The sequence below is a fragment of the Nonomuraea sp. H19 genome (genome assembly GCF_052068215.1).
Taxonomy (GTDB): domain Bacteria; phylum Actinomycetota; class Actinomycetes; order Streptosporangiales; family Streptosporangiaceae; genus Nonomuraea.
In genome coordinates this window covers 110746-132107 of sequence record NZ_JBQHCV010000012.1, presented here as the reverse complement: position 1 = coordinate 132107, position 21362 = coordinate 110746, and the positions used below count along the sequence as shown (strand labels likewise).

The window sequence follows — 21362 nt, the reverse complement described above, 5'->3', positions numbered from 1 at the left end:
CTTTAGCTCTCGTGTCCTGGGGAGATCTGACGCCGGAGTTGCTGCACTCCTCCGTCTGGGCCGACGGGCTGGTGGCCTCGGCGGGGATCCCCATCTACGACGTGCCACTGGTATCGGTCGGCGGGGGACTGGGCTCGTTCACGCTGGTGGACGTGCTGCGCATCCGCGGCGTCGCGGCGGCGGCCATGCGGGTGCTCTCGACGAGCGACTCGCCATGGCAGACGTGGGAGTATCTGACGCGCGTCTCGCAGCTGCCGGCGCATGAGCGCATCCGCTCCGACGCCGGCGCACGGCCCGACAACATCTGGGGCTTCCCGTCGTACGCGGTGCAGGAGGCCTGGCAGGAGCGTACGGTCAAGCCGCTCCTGCAGGTGCTGACCGAGCCGGTCATGGCGGACTTCTACAGCCCGAAGGCCGGGATGGTCACCTGGAGCGTGCGGCGCGAGGCCGACCGCATCGGCTACTGGGAGATGCTGGCCAAGGGCCAGGTGCGCATGGTCAGGAAGCGCCTGGGCGGCGGCTACTTCACCGTGCTGACCCCGCCGCCCGGCAGCGGGCCGACCAAGCGGGTGGCGCTGCGCTCCCAGTACGTGCATCTGGCCGTGGGCTATCCGGGGTTGAAGTTCCTCGACGACCTGCAGGAGTTCCGGCAGCGGCAGAATGAGCGGTATCGCGTGGTGAACGCGTACGAGCCGCACGAGCACGTCTATGACCAGTTGCGCAAGCGCCCCGGCGTGGTGGTGGTGCGCGGGGCCGGGATCGTGGCCTCGCGCGTGCTGCAGCGGCTCATGGACGACAGGGAGCGGTACGGCCTCCAGACGCAGATCGTGCACCTTTTCCGCACCTACGTCACCGGCACGCACGGGCCGCATCCGTTCATGCGCCGCAAGGGCGGCGACGGGTGGGCCTACCAAGCGTTCACCATGCCGAAGTCGGCGTTCGGCGGCCAGCTCAAGGCCCAGTTCCGCAAGGCGTCCCCGGAGCGGCGGGCCCAGCTGGCCAAGCTGGTCGCCGGGACCACCACGCCCAAGCTGGCCCGCTGGCAGGAGCAGATGAGCAGGGCCAAGCACGGGCGCTGGTACAACCCCGTGCAGGCCGTGGTGGAGCGCATCGACCAGGCGCCCGACGACCGGCTGGTCACCTACACGCGCAGCGCGAACTCGGCGGGCATGCAGTACGCCTCCGACTTCATCATCGACTGCACCGGCCTCGAGGCGGACATGCCCGAGCACCGGGTGCTCGACGACCTGCTCAAACACTCCGGCGCCCGGCCCAACAAGGCGGGGCGGCTCCTGGTGGGCCCGAACTTCGAGGTGATCGGCGCGGAGAGCGAGGGCGGCGCGCTCTACGCCTCCGGCGCGGCCACCGCGGGCAACCACTTCCTGGCCGTGGACAGCTTCCTCGGCATGCAGACCGCGGCCCTCGACATCGCCGACGACCTGGCCAGGCGCGGGTTCTGCAAGGGGATCGGCCCGGTCAGGTCAGTGACCCAGTGGTTGAAGTGGGCGGCGAACAGGAGACTCGCGTGATCCCGACGCTCGCCGGGCGCCTGCAGACCCGGCTGTTCGTGCTGGCCACGGTGGGGGCGGCGCTGACCGCGCTGGTCACGTTGCTGCTGCCGATGTCGTTCCGGGACGCCTATCTGGTGCTGCTGGCCGTGGCCGTGGCCGGCGTGGGGTGGGAGCTGCTCTACCACCTGCTGATGCAGTTCCGCTGGGACAAGGACTGGCCGACGATGTTCGGCCTGCTCACGATCGTGCCCGAGGGGCTGCTCATGTGGGTGCTGCTCGAGGCCGGGCTGGTGCCGGGCGTTCGGGGGCCGGTGTCAGGGTGGGCGTTCGCCGTGATGTTCGGCGTCGTCTGGCTCGGCCAGTGGCTGTTCGTGAACGGGCCCATCCGGGTGTTTTTCGTCAAGTGGCGGCTTCGGGGGGGCCGCTTTCTGTGATCGGACGAAGGGGGGACTCATGGGGGGCGTCGAGTTAGCCCGGCCGCTGTACTTCTGGCTGGGCACGCTGGCCACCGTCGCGGGGGTGGTGCTGCATCTGCCGATGTACCTGCACGGCGCGGAGATGCACTACCGGCTGGCCGGGATGCCGATGGACGTGCCGATGACGGTCGGCATGGCACTGATCGTGGTGGGCCTGCTCGTCACCGCGTACGGGCTGGTGCCGCCGGGGGCGTTCAAGGCCAAGCCGGCCGGAGAGGTGCGGGTCCGCGCGCTCGACGACGCGCGTATGCGGCCCGCCCACATCGGGCTCATCGTGGTCATGTCGGTCGCCGTGGTGATCGACGCCATGAAGCCGATCACGCTCGGTTTCGTCGCGCCCGGTATGGCCAGGGAATACGGCCTGAAATCCGCGCTCAACCCGGTCGGCGAGCTGCCCGTCGCGCTGTTGCCGCTGGCGGGCCTGACCGGCACCGTGCTGGGCTCGCTGCTGTGGGGCTGGTTGGGCGACAAGATCGGCCGCAAGCCGTCGATCCTGTTCGCCGGGGTGCTGTTCATCGGCACCGCCATCTGCGGCGTCATGCCGGACTTCGGGTGGAACCTGGCCATGTGCCTGGCCATGGGACTGGGCGCGGGCGGCATGCTGCCGATCACCTTCTCGCTGCTGGCCGAGACGATCCCGCCGCGGCACAAGGGCTGGGTGATGGTGCTCATCGGCGGCAACCTGGCCGTCGCCTACCTCGCGGCGAGCTGGCTGTCGGCCGAGCTGGTGCCCGAGTTCTCCTGGCGGGTGCTGTGGCTGGTCGGCCTGCCGACCGGGGTGTTCCTGATCCTGCTCAACCGGTTCATCCCCGAGTCGCCGCGATTCCTGTTCGCGCACGGCCGCGACGACGAGGCCCGGGCCATCATGATCAGGTACGGCGCCGCCGCGGTCTCCGCCGAGGACGTCGAGCGGGTCGCCGACGAGCACGACGGCGGTTACTCACGGCTGTTCCGCCGCCCGTTCACCGGGCTCACGACGGCCGTCGTCGTCCTGGGGCTGAGCATCGGCCTGGTCACATACGGCTTCCAGCTGTGGATTCCGTCGAACCTGCAGCGACTCGGCCTCGACCAGGCGACCGCCGACCGCGCGCTGCGCGACTCGACGCTGCTGGGCCTGCCGCTGATCTTCATCTCGGCCGCCATGTACGGAATGTGGAGCGCCAAGAAAACGATCATCACGCTCTCGGCGCTGGTCGGCGCGGCCCTGGTGGTGCTGTCGTTCGCGGGCGAGACGCTGGCGCAGGACCGCACGTGGCTCTACCTCCTGCTGGCCGGGCCGATCGTCGGGACGGCGGCGATCGCGGCGGTGCTGGCCGCCTACAGTTCGGAGATCTATCCGACCCGGGTGCGCTCGCGCGGCTCGGGGCTGTCGGCCGGCGTCGGCAAGTTCGGCGGCGTGGCCGTCACCGGCGTGCTGGTCGCGGGCGCGGCGGCGCCCTCCATCGGCATGACGGCGCTGCTGGGGGCGGTGCCCCTCGTGCTGGCCGTGCTCGCGGTGCTCGCGTTCGGCGTGGAGCCGGCCAAGGGTTCGGCCGGCGGACCGGCCGAACCCACTGTCGCGACCGCCGAGGCGTGACCCGGTTCAAGGAATGCAGGCCACGGCACCGTAATTGCCCGATGAGTTCGGTTGATCAAGGCAGGCGGTGTCGTGGCCATTCGGCCGCCATTCCGGGACCCACACCAATCCCGGATCCACCAGCACCAGACCCTCGAGCAACGCCTCCACCTCCTCCCGGGTGCGAATCGCGTGGCCGGGCAGCGTCATCGCCAGCAGGTCATGAATGGCGGGAAGCAGCTCCGGCGGAATCGCGTCGAACGTGGTCTGCAGCAATGACAGGTAGCTTCCTTCCGGCGCCACCTGCCTGATCCGCTTGATCACGTAATGGAAGTACTCGTCGTCGTTCAGGCTGTGGGCCGACAGCAGCAACACGGCCATGGGCCGGTCCCAGTCGAGGAACAGCTGCAGGACCCGGTCGTCGAGGACGTCATCGATCTCGCGTACGTCGCCCTCCACGACGCGTACGAGATCAGTGACGGGCTCGATCGTCGCCCTCGCTCCGGCCAGCACCATCGGGTCGCTCTCCACATAGACGACTCTCGGCACCGAGGCGACCAGGGCGTCCGCGGCGATGTCATGCAGCTGACGGCCGGCGGGCAACCCGCTGGGCACGCCGCTGCCGACCACCACGAACTGGTCCACGCCTTCGGACGCCAGATGACGGACCACACGGCATAAATATTGGAGCACGGCCCGCGCGGCCGTCGTCGTGATGGGAGCGGCCTGGTCGTAGCGGCGCACTGCGTCTCTGTCCGCCACGAAGTTGTTCTTTCCACCCGTGGCGGCGTCGAGAACCCGGGTGATCCTTGCTTGGGTCATCTCCAGCTTCGCCAGGTTTCGGATGGCACGCTGACGCATTGAGTGTTGCCCCTTTCCCCTCGCCCACTATCTCGGGAAAAGATGTCCTTTCGGACCCCACTCGATGACCCAGACCATATGATCCTCACTACTCGCGAGAACACAACAGGAAAAGCTATTAGTTTTGGGTATATGTGCGTACCCCTCCCCCACGCATAACGATCATTTATGCGGGAAAGAGATCACTTTCCGAGCGAACGCGAAAGCCTTTCGCAATGGAAATTCAGCACCTCAACGGTCTCTTCGCGGGTGGTCGTCGTCACCGACAGCTTCGTGAACGCCTGGTGGTAGACCTCCACCGCGGCGGCGTCGGTGATGAGCTCGTCGCGCTCGATGCCGTGCGCGCAGGCGATGTCGGACTCGAACGCCTCGGCGAAGCGCCAGAGCGTGAACGGGCCGGTGCGCGGCACGTACGCGGGATCCTCCAACGGCACGACATGTAGTGAGACGTTGGGCCGCTTGGCCTGGTCCATCAGCGTCTCGAGCTGGCGGAGCTGGACGTGCGGCCCGACGATCGAGCGCGCCAGGACGCTTTCGTCGATGATCGCCCACACCACGATCCCGCTCTCGCGGGACAGGGCCTCCTGGCGGGCCAGCACGAGGGCCAGCGCCTCCTCGACCGTCGCCTGCCCGAGGGTGGCGGGGCCGGTCACGGTGACGGCGGCCCTGGCGTAATCCTCGGTCTGCAGCAGCGGGGGGACGAACTGGTTGTGGTAGCTGCGGATCAGCGTGGCCCGCTGCTCCAGCGCGTAGGTGGCGGCCAGCCAGACGGGGATGGACTGGGCGTCGTACCAGGCGGCCTCGCGTTCGCCCCTGGCCAGCGCCAGCACGTATTCGCGGATCGGCGGCGAGGTGACACCGTAGACGGTGAGCAGGCGCTCGACGGTGATGGGCGGCGGCGCGATGCGGCCCTCCTCGATGGCCGGGATCGCGGCCGCGCCCTTGCCGAGCGCGCTCTCGACCTGCTCGACCGACAGCTCCACGGCGAGGCGCAGGCCGTGCAGCCGCTTGCCGAGCGCCCTGCACTGCGGCTCGCTCAGCGGCGTGGCGGCGTCGGGGATGTCGGGGGTGGGCTCGGGCTCGCCGGGCAGGCCCTCGGCCTTGCGGGCGAGCTCGACCACGCCGCGCAGCACGGCGAGGGAGCTCTCCGACAGCCCGGAGGCGGACAGCCCGAGTGCGGCCGCCCGTAGTTGCAGGTCCTCGACGGCGCCCGACTCCAGGTGGTCGTCGCCCACCAGCCAGCCGACGCTCACCTGGAGGCAGGAGGCCAGCGCACGCAGCACCTGGAGCGTCGGGTTGGTCTGCTTGCCGGTGCGCAGCTGGCTGACGTAGGCGCGGGTGATGGGGATGCCGGCCTCCGTCAGCGCGGAGGCGAGCTGCGCGCCGGTGAAGCCGCGCTTGGTCAGCGCGAGATCGAGCCGCTCGGCGAAGTTCGCCACGGCACACACCTCCTACCGCCCGTGAACTTTTCCAGCGTAAGGGACACGAGCCCCACTGTCCCCTGCCATGCGGGCAACCTCTGCCACGCGGGCTGCTATCAACTTATGCGGAAACTGTCAGTTGACACACCCCCCAACAGAAGCGGACTATCGGAGCACGCGGTAACTGTGGCTTAACAGCAAGCAGGTTCAGAGAGTTCCCGAGCGAGGAGGTGGCCGGAAGTGACGATGGATTCCTGGTTCCTGGACGATCTGGCCTCTCCGGCGCAGGAGCAGGTGGTCCAGCGCATCTGCGCCCGTGTGGCCGGCCCCCTGGCCGGTGCGGGTGTCCAGGTCGCGAGCCTGCCGCTCGGCGGAGTCCAGGTCTGGCTGGACAACCCTCGTCACCGCTGGCGCTTCTACCACCGGATGGCCCGCGAGCTGCGGCTGACCGGCTGGCACACGGAGACGGGTCCCGACCGGCTGCTGTTGCTGGGGTGGAGCGCGCTCTGCCTGGGCCACCGCGCCAGGATGCTGGCCGCGGCCCTCGCGGGCCGGCTGGCCGACTTCGACGCGACGGCGTTCATGGCCGTCATGATCGCCACCCGGCTGCGCCACGCGGGGTTCCCGGGAGCGGACATTCCGGGCGAGGTGGAGGATCGCTGCGCCGGCGCGCTGCGCTGGCCCGCCCGGCTGGCCGATCTCGACGGACTCGAACGCCGGTCGTCGCTGGAGCCGCTGCGGCTCAGGCTGGCCCAGGTGGCCGGGCTGGAGGCCAAGGTGGGCCGGCGCTGCGGGGAGCACCTCACGCTCGCGTCGAAGGTCGCGCGCACAGTGGCCGGTGGTGCGGTGCCGGCCCGGTCGCGCGCCTCAGGACCGCGGGTGGGGCTCACGGAGCGGATGGTCGGCGTCAGCGTGCCCAACCTGGCCATGACCGCGGGGACGGCGCTATGACGCCGGCCCTCTCCCCCGAACGCCGGCCCGGCCCGGCCCCGGCCGCCATGCGGCCGCGACCGGCCGCCGAAGCGGGCACAGGTGCCGCGTTCAGACTCCCCGCCTTTCTCGCGCCGCTCCTCGGCGTGCCGCCCACCCGCCGCAGGGTCCAGGGCGTCGCACCAGGGTGCGCGAGCGCGGGCGCAGGGATATTCGCGCCGCTGCCAGAAGGAGGCCCGCCGATCAGGCTCGCCTCCTGTGCGGGACTGGCGGCGGCGCTCATGGCGCTGGCCCCGGCGCTTCCCCACCCCCCCGGCACCGTGTGGCACGTGCCCGACCTAGTCGGCGCGGTGTCGTTGACCAGCGCGTTAGCGGCTGGCGTGCTGGCCATCTCGAGGGGTAGCGCTTGGGGTCGGCTTAATCCGCTCTCGCCATCGGCGCGGAGGCGGTTCCGGGCGGGGCGATCGACGTGACGGGCGCCACGGTGCCGATCTACCGGCCGTTCCCGGACGGACCTGTGCCCGGTTACACCTCCGTGCTGGTGGCCACGCCGGCCGCCGTCCTGCTCGCCGCCACGGCGCTGGTGCGGGTCGCCGGGGCGTCGGGCCGTGAGACCGAATGTGGCTCTCAACGCGCGGCCGAAGAGGAGCCGGCGCCGCCGCGCCGGCTCCTCGCCGGGCTGCTCCACCGTTTCGACCAGGCACGAAGCGCGGCACGGGTGGGGCCGGCCCGCTTCGACGCAAGCGACCTCAGGGTCGTCAACCCGATATAGAACAGGAGCGATCATGCTCGCCGACGAGATGCGCAGGTCACAACCACACGAAGTGCACGCGCGCGGCGCCCGGCCAGGCGCGCCGCCGCCGTCCTGGGGCGAGGACCAGGACCAGGCGGACTCCGCGCGTACCGTGCACCGGCTGCGCCGCATCCGCCAGGTGTCCGCGCAGGCCGTCTCCGAGATCGACCAGGCGCTGCGGCACCGCGCCTCCTGAACCCCCCGCCTTCGCCCTCGCAGGAGGAGACACCCAATGCGCACCGGTGCGGTGAGCCGCGGCAGGGTGGGCGTGATCGTGGCGCCCGCGAACCCGTCGGCGGAGCCAGAGCTGACCCGCCTGCTCGGGTCGCGTGCCGACATGCACGTCACCCGTTTCCCCATACGACCCGGGCTGGCCCCGGCGCAACGGCTGGAAAGCTACAACGAGATCCTGCCCGCCATGGTCCACGCGTTCGCCGGGCTGCGGCTCGACGCGCTGGTCATGGCCTGCAGCGAGCCGCGCTACCTGCTCGGCCCCGACGAGGACCGCGACCAGTGCGCCGAGCTGAGCGCGGCGGCCGGGACGCCGTTCGCCTCGGCCACGCTGGCCATGCGCGAGGCCATGGAGCACGCGGAAGTGGGCGACATCGTGCTCGTCTCGGCGTACCAGCCGTGGGTCACGGAGCTGGCCGAGCGGTTCTGGAAGACGGCAGGACTGAACGTCACCCAGGTGGTCCAGGTACGAGCCAAGGACGGCTACTCCCCCTACGCGGTCACCCCGGCCGAGCTGATCACCCAGATCGAGCTCGCGGAGCTGCCCGGAGACGCGGTGCTGCTGTTCACCGGCACGGGCCTGGCCACGCTGCCCGTCCTCGGGCCGCTCAGCACCGGCACCGACCGGCTCCTGCTCACCTCGAACCTCTGCACCGCCTGGTGGGCGCTGTCCCGGGCCATCGGGCAGCCCGTGACGCTCAGCCGCGTGCCCTACCGCCGTCCCATGGCGGCGCAGGGGAGGCGCCCGGCATGAACGGCGTCATCGTGGTCGGAGCGGGGCCCGCGGGACTGACCGCTGCGCTGTCGCTGGCCAGGGCCGGGATCCCGGTCACCGTGCTGGAGCGCGAGAGCGAGCTCGGCCGGCAGCCGCGTGCCTGCACCTTCCACCCGGCCACGCTCGACCTGCTCGACGGGCTCGGCGTGGCCTCGCAGCTCGTCGCCAAGGGCCGCGTGGTGGACCGGGTGCAGTGGCGGGATCGGTCGGGGATCGTGCTGGCCGAGATGGGCATGAACCGGCTGGACGGCCTGACCCGGCATCCGTTCAGGATCCACGCCGACCAGACCTCGCTCACTCCGCTGCTGCTCGCCGCGCTCAGCGTCTATCCCGACGTCGACGTGCGGTTCGGCACCCGCGTGGACGGAGCGGCCGAAGGCGGCACAGGGATCCGGGTCCGCGTCGGCCACACCTGGACGCGGGCCCGGTACATGATCGCCGCCGACGGCGCGCACAGCACCGTGCGCGGCTCGCTGGCGCTGCCGTTCCCCAGATCCGGCTATCCGGCGCAGGCGCTGCGGGTGTTCACCGACTCGCCGCTCGACCGGCTGCTGCCGAGCCTGGCGCCGCTGACGTACGTACGGGATGTGCAGCAGTCGTGCACCCTGCTCGCGCTGCCGGACCACTGGCGGATCATCTTCAAGATCCCTTGTGACACGCACGAGCCGCTGTCGCCGTCCAACCTGTCGCTGCTGGTCCGCAGGGCCCTGCCGGGCGCCAGCGGGCCGATCCACGTGACGGGCGCCGACCGGTTCGGCCTGTCGAGGGGCGTGCTGAGCTCGTACCGGTGCGGGCGGGTCCTGTTCGTGGGCGACGCCGCGCATCTGACGTCCACCGTCGGCGGCCTGAACATGAACGCGGGCATCCACGACGCCGCCGAGGCCGCCCAGGTGATCGCGGCTGTGCTCGGCGGCGCGGCCCCGCCGGCCGCGCTGGAGGCCTGGGCCTGGCGGCGGCGCTCGGTGCTGCTGCAGCGGGTGATCCCGCGCGGCGAGACGCGGCTGGTGGGCGTGCGGGAGCACGACAGCGCCAGGCTCGCGGCGGCCATGGCCGGGCTGCGGGCGATCGCCGGAGATCCCGACGCGACCCGCGCCTACCTGGCGCAGGCGTCGCTGCTGGACACCGTGCCAGGGAAGACCTGACAGGCCGCCACGATGATCTTGAGGGAGGTGACGCCGGATGTGGCGAACCCTGTCGGACGAAGCGCGCCAGGCCATTCGTGACCTGTGCGACCAGCACGGAGCCCGTCTCTACGACTACTGCCGCACCGAGCTCGCCGCGGGGGACGCCGAGCAGGCGGTCGCCGGCGCGCTGCTGACGGCGCACCTGTACGCGGACCGGATGAGGGACCCGGCCCTGCGCCGGCCCTGGCTGTACGCGCTGACCCGGGTGCACCGCGCGATCGTGGCCAAGCCCGCGAGCATCGGCTCGTGGTCGCGCCCCGGCCGCATGTCCGAGCTGCTGCCCGAGGCCCTGCTGTCCCTGGATCGCCCGCAGCGCGAGCTGCTCGACCTGTCCGTACGGCACGGCCTGGCCGACGCCGAGCTCGCCATGGTCTTCGAGCTGGACCCGGCCGAGATACGGGCCATCGTGACCAAGGCCGCCGCCGGCCTGGAGGAGTGGTTCGCCGCGATCATCGCCGCGCGGACCCGCGACGGGTGCCCCGACCTGACGGCGCGGGTGGCGGTGTGGGTCACCGCCCCCGGGCGGCGGGCCAGGGCCAGGATCGGCCGCCACATCCAGTCCTGCGCGACCTGCCGGGCCGCGCCCAGGACCATGTCGGCGGGGGCGCTGCTGCGCCGCCTGCCGATCACCACCGTGCCCGGCACACTTCCCAACCGGCTGGCGTTGGCGCAGCCGCTGCCCGGCGAGGGGCCACTCTGGCGGGCGGACGGCTTTCCTGTGCAGGCCCGCACACTGGTGGAGACCCGCCCAGTAGAGACCGGCTCAGTGGAGACCGGTACCGCGGCGGTCCCCCCGGTCGCCGACGCCACGCCGCCCGTCCCGGCCGCCGGCCCCACGACGGCGCCGCCGGGAGAGCCCTGGTCGGCGGCGGGCGCGGCCGCCGCCGACCAGGAGCGCCCTCACGTGCTGCGCGGGCGGCATCCGTTCACGCCGCCGAGCCGGACGCGGGCCTTCCGCGGCGGCGCGTACGGCGACAAGCTCGTCTACAGCACCACCATCAGTGGCGCGAGCAACGGCGCCCCGGTCGCGGGGCCGCCGCCGAGCGTCAACGGGGCTCGGGGCGGCGAAACCCCGGGCGACCAGCCCTCCGGCGGCGGCGCGATCATCCGGTACGGCGGGGTCACCCTGAGCGGCGACCTGTCCCAGCTGCAAGGCGAGCAGTGGCAGGAGTTCTGGAAGGACCGGCCCGACGACGATCCCGAGGCCGGGGCGCCGATCAGAGCCGTCGCCAGGCTCGGGCTGATCATGGGCGTGGGCCTGCTGGCGGCGGGGCTGGTGTGGGCGATGCTCAACGCCCGAGAACAGCCGCCCACGCTCACCAGGGCCGCCGCCCAGACGGGCCCGCTGCTCGAGGAGCCCTCTCGCCGGACGGCCGAGGTCACCACCGCCGCCCGTTCCGGCCTGACGAGCCTGCCCAGGAAGGCCGAGCTGCCCAGGCCGGGGCCCCCGGTGGCACGGCTGTCGCCGGCGTCGCTGTGGCTGGGGCCGGAACGTGCCGGGTCGTTCGCGCTGTCGTGCACGGGCCGGTGCGAGATCACCTCGGTCACCGGCACGGACGGCATCACCGTGTCGGGGAACCGCTTCAAGGTACGTGCGCCCGCCTCCCGGCCCGGTTGCGGGCGGCCGGACGTCCAGCGCGGGAAGATCACCATCAGGTGGGCCGGCACGACGACCGGCGACGGCGTCCGCACCGGCGGCACCACCGCCGCGAAGGGCGCCCTGACCCTGCGCGTGAGCTGGACGGTCGCCAGGGACAGGGGCGCGCGGATGCTCGACTCGCGTGGCCGCGTCCATTGGAGCGCCTGCGAGTAGGGGGGCCTTGGGCTCCGGAGAGCCCAAGGCCGGGAACGGTTTTAGAAGAACTGGAACTCAGGCTCCGGCTGCGGCAGCTCGATCCGGTCGGGCCCGTGGAACCTGGCCTTGTCCTGCGGCACGTCTGCCAGCGGCGTGCCCAGCACGAACGGCACCACGACGCTGCTCTTGGCCAGGTCGACGGTCACGTTCGCGCCGGTTCCGGTCTCGCCGCTGTACGTGGCGTCGGTGCCGGCGAGCACCAGGCCGATCCGGTGGCCCTTCTTGAAGGTGTAGTCCTGCGGCAGCGTCAGCCACTTGACCGTGCCGTACGTGCCCACCGGCAGCGGCGTGGACTGGCTGAGCGACTGGCGGTTCTGCACGTCGATCCAGCCGCGGGCGACGATCTCCAGCGGGCGGGTGGCCAGGTTCGTGACGACCTTCTTGTAGCAGGCGTCGTCGGCCGCGGTGCTCTCGCCGTGGCAGTCCTCCTCGGTGAGCGTGGTGATGCCCTGGCCACGGCGCCAGTCGACGCGGGTGTCCGCCCCGAAGTCGACGAGCAGGGCGGTCAGGTTGGCAGTGGGCTTGTCCAGCTTGACCCGCAGGTCGGCGGTGGGCGTGCCGGACAGGCGCAGGTCGAGCGGGAGCGGGCCGGTGGTGAACGCCACCCGTCCCGGGTTGGCCGTGCCGACGTCGGCCACCATGTCGGTCTCGCTCATGGCGACGTCGGTGAAGGAGGCGGTGCTGTTCCTGGCGGCGGGCTTGAGGCCGAGCGAGCCGTCGGGCGCGGGCCGCAGCGACGCCTTGGCGGCGAACGGCGCCGGCCAGTCGCGCTGCGTGATCCACTGCGCCGGGCCGATCTCGACGTCGGCGCGGGGCTCCTGCGTGATCCCGTTGCTTACGCCGTGCAGCCAGTAGTCGAACCAGCGGTGCAGGGTGTCCGCCCAGATCCCCCTGCGGCCCTCGAAGTCGAACGGGTCCACGTGCTGGGTCTGGCCGACCCAGATCTTGCGCGGCACGTTCCTGTCGGCCAGGGCCTTCCACCAGGCGGAGAAGTTGTCCGGCTTGACGTTGAGGTCGTTGACCGTGTGGATGACGAAGACGCTGGCCTTGACCTTGGACACGTCGCCGAGCAGGCCGCCGATGTAGTCGCGTTCGGCCCAGAACGGGTTGTGGTTGCCCGTGTCGTCGCCGTCCTCGGCGTCCATCCTGTCGCGGACCGCCTGGCACTTGGGCTCGGGGTCGGTGTCGATGTAGTTGGCCAGCCAGGAGGCGTAGTCGTAGTTGTAGACGACGCCGTTGCTGCGCTGGTACTTGTACCAGGAGCTGATCGCGGAGATCGGCACGATGGTCTTCAGGCCCTCGACGCCGGTCGCGGCGACGGCGTTGGCGAGGGTGCCGTCGTACGATTTGCCGATCATGGCGGCCTTGCCCGTCGTCCAGTCGGCCACGGCCGGGGAGCCGTCCGGCTTGACCGCCTTGGCGCGGCCGTTCAGCCAGTCGATGACGGCCTTGCCGCCCAGCACGTCCGCCTTGCCGCCGATGTCCGGGCAGCCCTCCGACCTGGTGGTGCCGAGCATGTCCACGTTGAGCACGGCGTAGCCGCGCGGGACGAAGTAGTTGTCATAGAAGAGCGGGAATTTCACGACATTTCCGGCGGCGTCGTACACCTTCCGCTCGCCCTCGTTGCCGCGGCCCGAGTTGTCGTAGTACGGGCTCTCGTCGATGATCACCGGCACCTTGAGCCCAGGGCCGGACTCCTTGGGCCTGATGATGTCCACTCGTACCTTGTCGAGGTTGCCGTCCTGGTCGCTGTCGACGGGGGACTCGACGTACACGTGCTCGCGGACGGCGTCGGCGTAGGAGAAGACGGGCTGCGTGCGGTTGTTCTCGATGGTGATCGAGGGTCCGGTGGCGGCCTGTGCCGGGGTCGCGATCGCCAGGGTGAGGGCGACGGCGAAGACGGCCGGGCGTAATTGTGACACGCGTGACCTCCGTGATTGTCGATGAAACAAACCGCAATGTCTCAGACGGCCTGGGACCTGACAAGATCCCAGGTATGGATGTTCAGGATCGGGCCCGGGGCTGCCTCCTCGGCGGCGCGATCGGTGACGCGCTCGGCGCGCCGATCGAGTTCCAGTCGTTGCGGGAGATCCGCAGGGATCACGGCACGGACGGCATTTCCGGATATATCGCTACTTGGCGCGGCGAAATCGGCCTCATTACCGACGACACCCAGATGACCCTCTTCACCGTCGAGGGCCTGCTCCGCGCCGATCACGCTAGCGGATCACCGGCCGCCGGGCTGGGTGGCGCGCCGGTGGCGGAGTCGGTGCGGGAGGCGTACCTGCGCTGGCTCGACACCCAGGACCACCACGCTCCCCCGCCCGCCGACCGCCCCCACCGCACGGGCCGCCTCCGCGAGGAGGGCTGGCTCTACTCCAGGAGGGCGCCGGGCAACGCCTGCCTGTCCGGGCTGCGCCGGCCGTTCCCCGGCCCGTCGCCGCTGGGCGAGCCGGGACCGGTGAACCCGAACTCGAAGGGCTGCGGCACGGTGATGCGCTCGGCCCCGTTCGGCCTGGTCACGCGGGACGCGCGGGAGGCGTTCGAGACGGCGGCGGTGTGCGCGCAGATCACCCACGGCCATCCGACCGGCTACCTGGCCGCCGGGGCCTTCGCCGCGATCGTCGCGCACCTCATGGCCGGTGAGGCGCTGGAGCAGGCCGTCCACCGCACCATGGACCTGCTGGCCGGCTACCCCGAGCACGAGGAGACGACGGCCGCCCTGCATGCGGCGGTGGAGTTGGCGGCGGCGGGCGGGCAGCACACGCCGGAGAAGGCCGAGTCGCTGGGCGGTGCGTGGGTGGCCGAGGAGGCGCTGGCCATCGGGGTGTACTGCGCCCTCGCCGAACCCTCCGTGGAGCGGGCGCTGCTGCTGTCGGTCAACCACTCGGGCGACAGCGACTCGACCGGCTCGGTGTGCGGCAACCTGCTGGGTGCGCGCCACGGCGCCGCCGCCCTGCCCGCCGTCTGGCTGCGTCCCCTGGAGGGCCGCGAGACGATCGAGCGCCTGGCCGCCGAGCTGGCCTGACCGCGTCGCCGCGACCTGTGTCCCAGCAGCGTCTAGGGTGGAATTCCCAGCCGGATGAGAAGAGGATGCATGCGCAACGTCGCTCGGACCTCGCTCGTTGACGCGGCCATCGACGAGCTCCGCCGGGAGATCGCCCGTGGGGCGTGGCCGGTCGGCACGAAGATCCCGTCCGAGAGCCGGCTCGCGGAGAGCCTGGGGATGAGCAGGCTGTCCGTACGCGAGGCGGTCCGGGTGCTGGCCCATGCCGGCCTGCTGCACACCCGGCAGGGTGACGGCACCTACGTGATCGCCATCGACGAGTCCAAGGTCGCGCTGCGCCGCCGGCTCGACACGGCGGCCGCCATGGACATCATCGACGTGCGGCGCGGACTCGACCTCGTGGCGGCGCGGCTGGCGGCGGGGCGGCGCACCGAAGAGGAGCTGGGGGCGTTGCGGGAGACGCTGGCCCGCAGGGACGCGGCCGGGCGGGCGGGCGATCTCGACGGGTTCGCGGACGCGGACGTCGACTTCCACGTGCTGGTGGCGGACGCGGCGCACAACGCGCTGCTCGCCGACCTCTATCGCAGCATGAGCGACGCGCTGCGCGACAGCGTCAGGGACCAGGAGCAGGCGGCGCTGGATCCGGACAGCTCGCACGAGGACCTGCTGCGGGCGATCGAGGACGGGGATCCCGCTCGGGCGGTCGCGGTCTCCGTCGCCATCCTGGACCAGCAGGAACGCCACCTCTGACAGCTCCTGTGGCGGCCGCCTCCGTTACGAGCAGGCGGCGGCTTTCCCGATTTTCAGACATAGCGTGATTTGTGCGGCAAGGTCGTCGGTATTCCCGATCTTCGCGAGGTACACCTCATGTACTGGCCGAACTGTCCCGGCTGCGATGCCGGCCTTGCCGGCTCGCCGATCGCCTGTCCTGACTGTGGCCTGCTGCTCCACGGGCCTGCCGCCGCGGGCCATCTCGCCGCCGTGGCCGCGCTCGCCCAACTGGAGAAGCGCCGTGCGGAGCTGCTGAAGCGCCGCGATGAGGCCCTCGCCCGAATGCGCGCGGCCACCGCCGCGGCGGCGGCAGCCGCCGAGACGGTGACCGCCCCCGCGGAGGCGTCGGCGGCCGTGGCCGCCGGACCGGTGGCTGCGGGCGGCGCGGGTGGAGCGGTGTCCGTCCGGGCGCCCCGGCGTGACCTGTCGCATCGGGCGGTGCAGAACCTGTTGCTGCTGCTCGGCGGCGTCCTGCTGTCGATCGCGGCGGTGGTGTTCACACTGGTGAGCTGGCAGGTGCCGGCGCTGCGGGCGCTCATACTCAGCGTTTTCACGCTTGCCGTGCTGGCCGCGCCCTGGCTGCTGGTACGCCGCCGGCTGGTGGCGACCGCCGAGACGGTGGCGCTGATCGGCCTCGTGCTGATCCCTCTCGACCACGTCGCGATCACGCAGGTCTTCGACGACCGCTTACCCTCCGCGGGTCCCGGGCTGGACCCGCTGTGGGGATATTCGCTGAACAGCGCCGCGCTGGCCGTGGGGTGGGCGACGTACTCGCGGTGGGCGCCCCTGCGCCTGCCCGCGCCGGTCGCGCTCGTGCTGGCGCAGGCGCCGCTCCCGCTGGCCGGGCTGGCCATGGATCGCCATTCCTCGTTATGGCTCGCCGTGGCGCTGGTCGCCACGGCCGCGCTCGACCTGGCCCTGTGGCAGGCGGCGCGGCGGGCACGGGCCGCCATCGAGTACGTGACCGCGGCCGTCGCGGGCTCACTCGCCTGGGTGCTCGGCACCGGCCTGGTCATGATCCTGTCAGTCGCACGGAGCCTGGACCCGCTCCCCGTGGCCCCTCTGGTGGTCTCGGCTCTCGTCCTGGCCGCCGCCTCCGTGGTGGCGATGCTGTGGGCGGCCGCGACCCGCGGCCAGGCGGCCCGCCGGCTGATCGCGACCTGCGCGTGCCTGGCGGCCATGGGGGCGGTGTGCGTCGTGCCCTGGTCGTTGGTGCCCGGCTCGTGGCAGGCCGCCGTCTTCGCGGGCGCCGCCTGCCTGATCCTCGCCGCCACGGTCAAGCTCCCGGTACGGCTGCGCGGCGGCGTGCGCATCGGGGCCCTGCTGACGCTGGTGGCGGCGGCGGGCTGGAAGGCGCAGGCCGTGACCGCGGCCGCGCTCACCCCGCTGAGCTGGTTGGGATCGGTGTGGGACGAGGCCGGCGGGCCCGCCTCGCAGGTGCTGGGGCCGCGTGGCATCCAGTGGGACGACACGGCAGCCACGCCGGTGGTGATGGTCGCCGTGGCACTGGGGCTGGCGCTCGTACCGCCGTGGGGCGAGGTGTGGACGACCGGGCTCCGGCATGCGGTTTGCCTCGTCTTCGGCTCGCTGGCGGTGCTGACCGCGCCGGTGGCGACGGGGATGCCGTACGAGGCGGCGCTGGCGGTGCTCGTCGCCCTGACCGGGGCCCTGCTCCTCGTGGCCGCCCGCGCCACCCACGAGACCGAAGGCGGGACCGGTGCGGCGGTGCGGGCCGTCACCACCCGCCGGGCCGGTGACCCGGCATATCCCGGCAGGGCGGCGTTGTGGCTGGGCGGGTACCTGGCCGTGCTGGCGATGGGCTGGGCGCTGGCCGATCGGCAGGCCACCGTCGGGGTGGCCGCCGGGCTCCTGGTGGTGTCGCTGGCGGGTGCCGTCGCGGTCCGGCCGAAGGCGGTGCAGGCCGCAGGCGGCGCCGGGGCCACACTGGCGGCGGGCCTGCTCGTCTGGGGCCTGTTCGCGGGCGGCTTCGGGGCCGCGTTCGCGCTGCTCGGCGTGCGGGCGGCGACGCTCGTCGTGACGAGGCCGTCGCGCAAGCTGGCCGCCGCGGTCGTGCGGGCGCGAAGCACGGGCGCCACCCTCGCGCTGGGCAGCCTGGATCGGATCACCAGGCTGATCAAGCCGGGCGGGTGCGCGGCGGTCGAGACGGCGGCCGTCGCGGTGGGGTTGTTCGCGCTGGCCCAGCACGGCGTTCAGGGCGAATGGCCGGCGCTCGTGCTGGCGCTCTGCGCGATGCTGGCGGCGGCCTCCGCGTGGCGGCGGCCCAGGGACCCGTGGCGGACGGCGGCGGCGGTCGAGGCCTGCCTGCTGGCCGCTCTCGCGCCGCTGCCGGTGAGCAAGGCGGTCGTGCCTGCACTCGTGGGCCCGTACGGGTGGCTGACGCACGCCTGGGCCGGGGCGGCCGAAGGGGCGCGCGAGGCGGTCAGCCCGTCGGGGCCGTGGCAGGAACAACCGATGCTGCTGCCCGTCCTGGTGCTGGCCGCCGCCGCGGGCACGCTCGCCGCCTGGGCGTGCTGGGGCAGGCCGGCCGCGATGGGGGTGGCCAGGATCGCGTTCCCGCTGGCGGCCACGACGTTGCCGGTGGTGGCGGACCTGCCGTACTGGGCGGCGCTGGCCTTCCTCGTCGCGCTCACGGCGGGACTCGCGCTCTGGTCGGCGGTGAGCCGGTCGGCCGCGGGCAGCGCGAGTCTGTGGACGGCGACGCTGGCGATCTCGTGGTCGCTGGCCGACCGTACGGCGACGCTCGCGGTACTGGCGGCGATCGTGGTGACCGGGCTGCTCTGCGCGATCCGGGGCAAGGGCTCTCCGGTCACGAGCGTGGCGTCAACGGTCACCGGGCTGGCCATCGGGGCGGAGAGCGTGGCCGCGGCGCTCGGCGGCGGGCTGGGGCCGGAGAACGCGGCGCTGGTCCTGCTGCTGGTGGCGGTGCTGCTGGCGCGGGCCGCCGCGTTGCCGGGCCTGCCCGTCGCCGTCCCCGGGCCGGTGGGCGGCACGGCGGTGGTGTTGTGGCTGGTCGCCCTGGCGCTGTCGGTGGCGGATCCGGCGCGGCTGTCGCTGGTGCTGGCGGTGGGCGCGCTCGCGCTGGCCGGGACGGCCGGGCGGCTGGCGGTCCGGCACAGAGCGGGGGCGTACGTGTTCGCGGCGGTGGTCTCCGGGGTGGCCGTGCTGCCGCATCTGGCGGTCTGGGCCGCCGTTCTGTGGGTGCCGTATCCGCGGATCGGTGATCCGTGGTCCGAGCAGTTCACGGGGTGGCCGGCTCAGGTGGCGGCGTACCAGTGGCTGGGATCGCAAGGGGAGCCGTTCCAGCTGGATCGGGCGGGGTTCGTGCTGTCGGGGGTGGAGACCGCGCTGGGGGTGGGCGCGTTCGTGGCGGTCACGAGCGTGATCGTCGCTCGCGGGCTGGGCGGCGCGCTCGCGGGGCGGGCCGCGGCCACCGTGGGGGCGTTCTGGTGCCTGCTGCTCGTGCCTGCGGTCGCGGACATGCCGTATCCGGGGACGTCGGTCTTCTACGGGGTCCTGCTGGTGGCGCTGGCCACGCAGGCCGCCGCCGGGGCGCGGGCCGGGGTCGCGGGGGTGCTGGCCGTGGGGTTCGGCGGGCATCTGGTGGCATGGTCGCTGAACGCGGAGCCGTACACGCTGCTGGTGCTGGGCGGGGTCGCGGTGCTGGGAATCGTCACCTGGGTCCTCGGCCGCGACGAGATCGCGCGCACGGGCGCCGCCGCCTCAGCCACCGTCGCCACGGGCGCGCTCGCGATCGCCTCGGCGCTGTCGGCGGGGTTCCGGGTTCAGGTGGCGGCCTTCGCGCTGCTCGCCGTCGCCGCGCTGGCCGCCCTCACGGCCGCCGCCTTGACCCGCCGAAAGGCACCCCGCCTGGCCGCACCCGGCTTCGCGCCGACGGCCCGGACCGGCTCAGGCACGCCGCCGCCTCGCCGCCCCTTCAAAGCACGCACCCCAGCGGCCGCCATGGTGCCCGCCGGGATCAGCACGGTGCCGTCAGAGATCGAGCAGGCCCAGGTCGGTGTCGAGCAGAAGCGGGCCGATGCCGAGCAGGCCCCGGCAGGAGCCGGCCCGGCCGGGGTCGATGCCGAGCAGGCCCCGACAGGAGCCGATCCGGCCGGGGTCGATGCCGAGCAGGCCCCGGCAGGAGCCGATCCGGCCGGGGCCGATGCCGATCGACGCCGTCATGGAGTCGGCCACGCCCGCGGGGGGACCGAGCGCGATCGGCGCGGGGGCAGGGTTGCTGTGGGGGTCGAGGTGCCGGGGTGGTGTCTGGCCGGGGTTGCGGTGATCATGGCCGCCACGGACGCGGGCCTGCTGTCCCTGGCGCTGGCCTGCGCCGGCGTCCTCGCCCTCGCCGTCGCCCTGCGCCCCGATCGGCGCCGGGCCGCCTGGCTCGGGTTGGGGCTGCTGCAACTCGCCCTCTGGCTCCGGCTCGCGATCTCGGACGTCACGGCCCCCGAGGCGTACACCGTGCCGCTGTCCGTGGCCGGGCTGGTCGCGGCGTTGCCGGCCAGGCGGCGGGATCCCGGCATCTCCTCATGGGTGGGCTACGGCACGGCGCTGGCGCTGACGTTCCTGCCGAGCGCCTACGCGGCCTGGAACGACCCGGGCCTGGCCAGGCCGCTGCTGCTCGGCGTGGCCGCGTTCGCCGCGACCCTCGCCGGGGCGTGGGCGAGGTTGCAGGCGCCGCTGATCCTCGGCGGGGCGGTGCTGGTGGTGACGGCGGCGCACGAGTTCGCGCCGACCCTCGCCGAGCTGATGGGCGAGGGCCCGCGCTGGCTGCCGATCGCGCTGGCGGGCGCGTTCCTGCTGTTCACCGGGGCGACGTACGAGCACCGGCTGCGTGACCTGCGCAAGATCCGCAAGCTGATCGTCAGGATGCGCTAGCCGGTCGCCGCAAGAAGGACGACGCCGGACGCGTGTCCGTGACGGCGATCGTAGAGCCGGAGTGCGCCGTGGCGTACTCCGGCGGTCTGCCCTCGAACCCGTCGGCTAACCCGAGATGGTGATCGTCTCCGCCGAAGCGTCCACCGGCGGATCCTGGTCGTCGTCCTTCCGGCGCGACGGGTGCGGCAGGCGCGACAGGGCGGACCAGCGCAGGGCCGCCACCGCCAGCAGCGCGCCGCCCGCGGTGGCGATCAGCAGCGTGTACGCCGGAACCCCGCCAGAGTCCCGTCCCTGCGCCACCTGCCCCTGCGCCACCGGCGACGCCGACGCGGACGCGGACGAAGACGGCGCCACCGGCCCGGTGGCCACCGCCGCACCGACGTCGGACGCCACCACGCCGCCCTTCAGCACCGGGAACCCGGGCGGCCGTACGGCCCCCCAATAGTCCTTCCCGTTCGCCTCGAAGCCCGCGATCACTTCTTCCGGCACCGGGTCGATCTCAAGGGCGCCGGGAACCTCGAGCGTCCCCACCCGGTGCGGCCGGAACAGTCCTTGGATGCCCTCCACGCGCCACACCCCTTCGGGCACGACCACCGACGTGGCGTAGTGACCTGCCTCCGGCAGGGCCGTGCCCTTGAACGACAGGCTCTTGCCGTCCTTCTCCCTGGTGAACCGCAGCCCGACAGTCCCGATATCGCCCTCGAACGGGTGGTTGCCGTGCTGGAGCACCCAGAAGCCCAGCGCGTACGGCGAGCCACCGGCGAACCGGGAAGGCAGCGGATCGAGGTACGTCACCGCCCAACCACCCGCTCCGGCGGCCGGCACGGCCCCCACGGCCAGGGCCGCCACCGCGGCGACCAGCATGGCCAGGATCCTCTTCATGGGACCACCTCCGGTGTAGTTACACCGCGTGGAGGGCGCAGGTTCCCGGTGATGTGACAGAGCGGCCGGCCGGCCCGAGCGATGGCCGGCCGGCCTCACGATCTGACGAGCCGGGCGATGACGCCGGCCGCCTCCTTCGCCTTGGCCTCCGCCTCGGCTCCGCCCTTCTGCGCGGCCTCGGCCACGCAGTGCGCCATGTGCCCTC

At 72.6% G+C, this 21362-nt stretch carries 16 protein-coding genes; 12 read left to right on the top strand and 4 right to left on the bottom strand.

Features of this window, described 5'->3' with window-relative positions; genetic code table 11:
* Positions 1-11: 11 nt before the first annotated feature.
* The 3 genes from ACTMTI_RS26735 to ACTMTI_RS26725 are packed head-to-tail and all read left to right on the top strand — an operon-like array spanning position 12 to position 3563.
* A complete protein-coding gene (locus ACTMTI_RS26735) occupies positions 12-1529 on the top strand; it encodes a hypothetical protein (RefSeq protein ID WP_441123269.1) in 1518 nt (505 codons plus the stop codon).
* Positions 1526-1945, top strand: coding sequence for a hypothetical protein (locus ACTMTI_RS26730; protein ID WP_441123268.1), 420 nt, complete (start codon positions 1526-1528; stop codon positions 1943-1945). The genes ACTMTI_RS26735 and ACTMTI_RS26730 overlap by 4 nt, the downstream gene beginning before the upstream one ends.
* Positions 1946-1964: 19 nt before the next feature.
* The gene (locus ACTMTI_RS26725) at positions 1965-3563 is read left to right on the top strand and encodes an MFS transporter (protein ID WP_441123267.1); all 1599 of its coding nucleotides are present in this window, start codon (positions 1965-1967) and stop codon (positions 3561-3563) included.
* A gap of 6 nt (positions 3564-3569) precedes the next feature.
* Here the strand turns inward: ACTMTI_RS26725 and ACTMTI_RS26720 are convergent, their stop codons facing one another.
* Positions 3570-4403, bottom strand: a complete 834-nt coding sequence (locus ACTMTI_RS26720; RefSeq protein WP_441123266.1) for an SAM-dependent methyltransferase — start codon at positions 4401-4403, stop codon at positions 3570-3572.
* 182 nt (positions 4404-4585) lie between these two features.
* On the bottom strand, positions 4586-5842 hold the full coding sequence (locus ACTMTI_RS26715; protein ID WP_441123264.1) for a Scr1 family TA system antitoxin-like transcriptional regulator: 1257 nt from the start codon (positions 5840-5842) through the stop codon (positions 4586-4588).
* A gap of 222 nt (positions 5843-6064) precedes the next feature.
* On the opposite strand from ACTMTI_RS26715, the gene ACTMTI_RS26710 reads away from it, so the two are divergent.
* The 6 genes from ACTMTI_RS26710 to ACTMTI_RS26685 all read left to right on the top strand — a co-directional run bounded on the left by ACTMTI_RS26710 (position 6065) and on the right by ACTMTI_RS26685 (position 11550).
* On the top strand, positions 6065-6775 hold the full coding sequence (locus ACTMTI_RS26710) for a hypothetical protein (RefSeq protein ID WP_441123263.1): 711 nt from the start codon (positions 6065-6067) through the stop codon (positions 6773-6775).
* 448 nt (positions 6776-7223) lie between these two features.
* A complete protein-coding gene (locus tag ACTMTI_RS26705; protein WP_441123262.1) occupies positions 7224-7526 on the top strand; it encodes a hypothetical protein in 303 nt (100 codons plus the stop codon).
* A 13-nt stretch (positions 7527-7539) separates the two neighbouring features.
* Complete coding sequence (locus ACTMTI_RS26700; RefSeq protein ID WP_441123261.1) at positions 7540-7743, top strand: hypothetical protein; 204 nt, start codon at positions 7540-7542, stop codon at positions 7741-7743.
* A 36-nt stretch (positions 7744-7779) separates the two neighbouring features.
* Positions 7780-8532 carry a maleate cis-trans isomerase family protein gene (locus tag ACTMTI_RS26695; RefSeq protein WP_441123260.1) on the top strand — a complete coding sequence of 251 codons (753 nt, stop codon included), beginning with the start codon at positions 7780-7782 and terminating at the stop codon, positions 8530-8532.
* Positions 8529-9695 (top strand): FAD-dependent oxidoreductase, encoded by a 1167-nt coding sequence (locus ACTMTI_RS26690; protein ID WP_441123259.1) that lies wholly within the window; start codon positions 8529-8531, stop codon positions 9693-9695. The genes ACTMTI_RS26695 and ACTMTI_RS26690 overlap by 4 nt, the downstream gene beginning before the upstream one ends.
* Before the next feature lie 37 nt (positions 9696-9732).
* Entirely contained in the window at positions 9733-11550 is a 1818-nt protein-coding gene (locus tag ACTMTI_RS26685) for an RNA polymerase sigma factor (protein WP_441123258.1), read from the top strand.
* Positions 11551-11591: 41 nt separating this feature from the next.
* On the opposite strand, the gene ACTMTI_RS26680 is transcribed toward ACTMTI_RS26685, so the two are convergent.
* Positions 11592-13514 (bottom strand): Xaa-Pro dipeptidyl-peptidase, encoded by a 1923-nt coding sequence (locus ACTMTI_RS26680; RefSeq protein WP_441123257.1) that lies wholly within the window; start codon positions 13512-13514, stop codon positions 11592-11594.
* Positions 13515-13588: 74 nt separating this feature from the next.
* On the opposite strand from ACTMTI_RS26680, the gene ACTMTI_RS26675 reads away from it, so the two are divergent.
* From ACTMTI_RS26675 to ACTMTI_RS26665, 3 genes are all read left to right on the top strand, one after another.
* Complete coding sequence (locus tag ACTMTI_RS26675) at positions 13589-14620, top strand: ADP-ribosylglycohydrolase family protein (protein ID WP_441123256.1); 1032 nt, start codon at positions 13589-13591, stop codon at positions 14618-14620.
* Between the two features lie 69 nt (positions 14621-14689).
* The gene (locus ACTMTI_RS26670) at positions 14690-15349 is read left to right on the top strand and encodes a FadR/GntR family transcriptional regulator (RefSeq protein ID WP_441123254.1); all 660 of its coding nucleotides are present in this window, start codon (positions 14690-14692) and stop codon (positions 15347-15349) included.
* A gap of 117 nt (positions 15350-15466) precedes the next feature.
* On the top strand, positions 15467-20275 hold the full coding sequence (locus ACTMTI_RS26665) for an SCO7613 C-terminal domain-containing membrane protein (protein ID WP_441123253.1): 4809 nt from the start codon (positions 15467-15469) through the stop codon (positions 20273-20275).
* Positions 20276-20380: 105 nt separating this feature from the next.
* Here ACTMTI_RS26665 and ACTMTI_RS26660 read toward each other — a convergent pair whose 3' ends face one another.
* Entirely contained in the window at positions 20381-21157 is a 777-nt protein-coding gene (locus tag ACTMTI_RS26660; RefSeq protein ID WP_441123252.1) for a hypothetical protein, read from the bottom strand.
* Between the last annotated feature and the right edge of the window lie 205 nt (positions 21158-21362).

Excerpts from the sequence above, each read along its gene's own strand:
- ACTMTI_RS26725 (WP_441123267.1), top strand. The coding sequence starts at position 1,965 with ATGGGGGGCGTCGAGTTAGCCCGGCCGCTGTACTTCTGGCTGGGCACG.
- ACTMTI_RS26720 (WP_441123266.1), bottom strand. The coding sequence starts at position 4,403 with ATGCGTCAGCGTGCCATCCGAAACCTGGCGAAGCTGGAGATGACCCAA.
- ACTMTI_RS26700 (WP_441123261.1), top strand. The coding sequence starts at position 7,540 with ATGCTCGCCGACGAGATGCGCAGGTCACAACCACACGAAGTGCACGCG.
- ACTMTI_RS26695 (WP_441123260.1), top strand. The coding sequence starts at position 7,780 with ATGCGCACCGGTGCGGTGAGCCGCGGCAGGGTGGGCGTGATCGTGGCG.
- ACTMTI_RS26690 (WP_441123259.1), top strand. The coding sequence starts at position 8,529 with ATGAACGGCGTCATCGTGGTCGGAGCGGGGCCCGCGGGACTGACCGCT.
- ACTMTI_RS26685 (WP_441123258.1), top strand. The coding sequence starts at position 9,733 with ATGTGGCGAACCCTGTCGGACGAAGCGCGCCAGGCCATTCGTGACCTG.
- ACTMTI_RS26675 (WP_441123256.1), top strand. The coding sequence starts at position 13,589 with ATGGATGTTCAGGATCGGGCCCGGGGCTGCCTCCTCGGCGGCGCGATC.
- ACTMTI_RS26670 (WP_441123254.1), top strand. The coding sequence starts at position 14,690 with ATGCGCAACGTCGCTCGGACCTCGCTCGTTGACGCGGCCATCGACGAG.
- ACTMTI_RS26665 (WP_441123253.1), top strand. The coding sequence starts at position 15,467 with ATGTACTGGCCGAACTGTCCCGGCTGCGATGCCGGCCTTGCCGGCTCG.
- ACTMTI_RS26660 (WP_441123252.1), bottom strand. The coding sequence starts at position 21,157 with ATGAAGAGGATCCTGGCCATGCTGGTCGCCGCGGTGGCGGCCCTGGCC.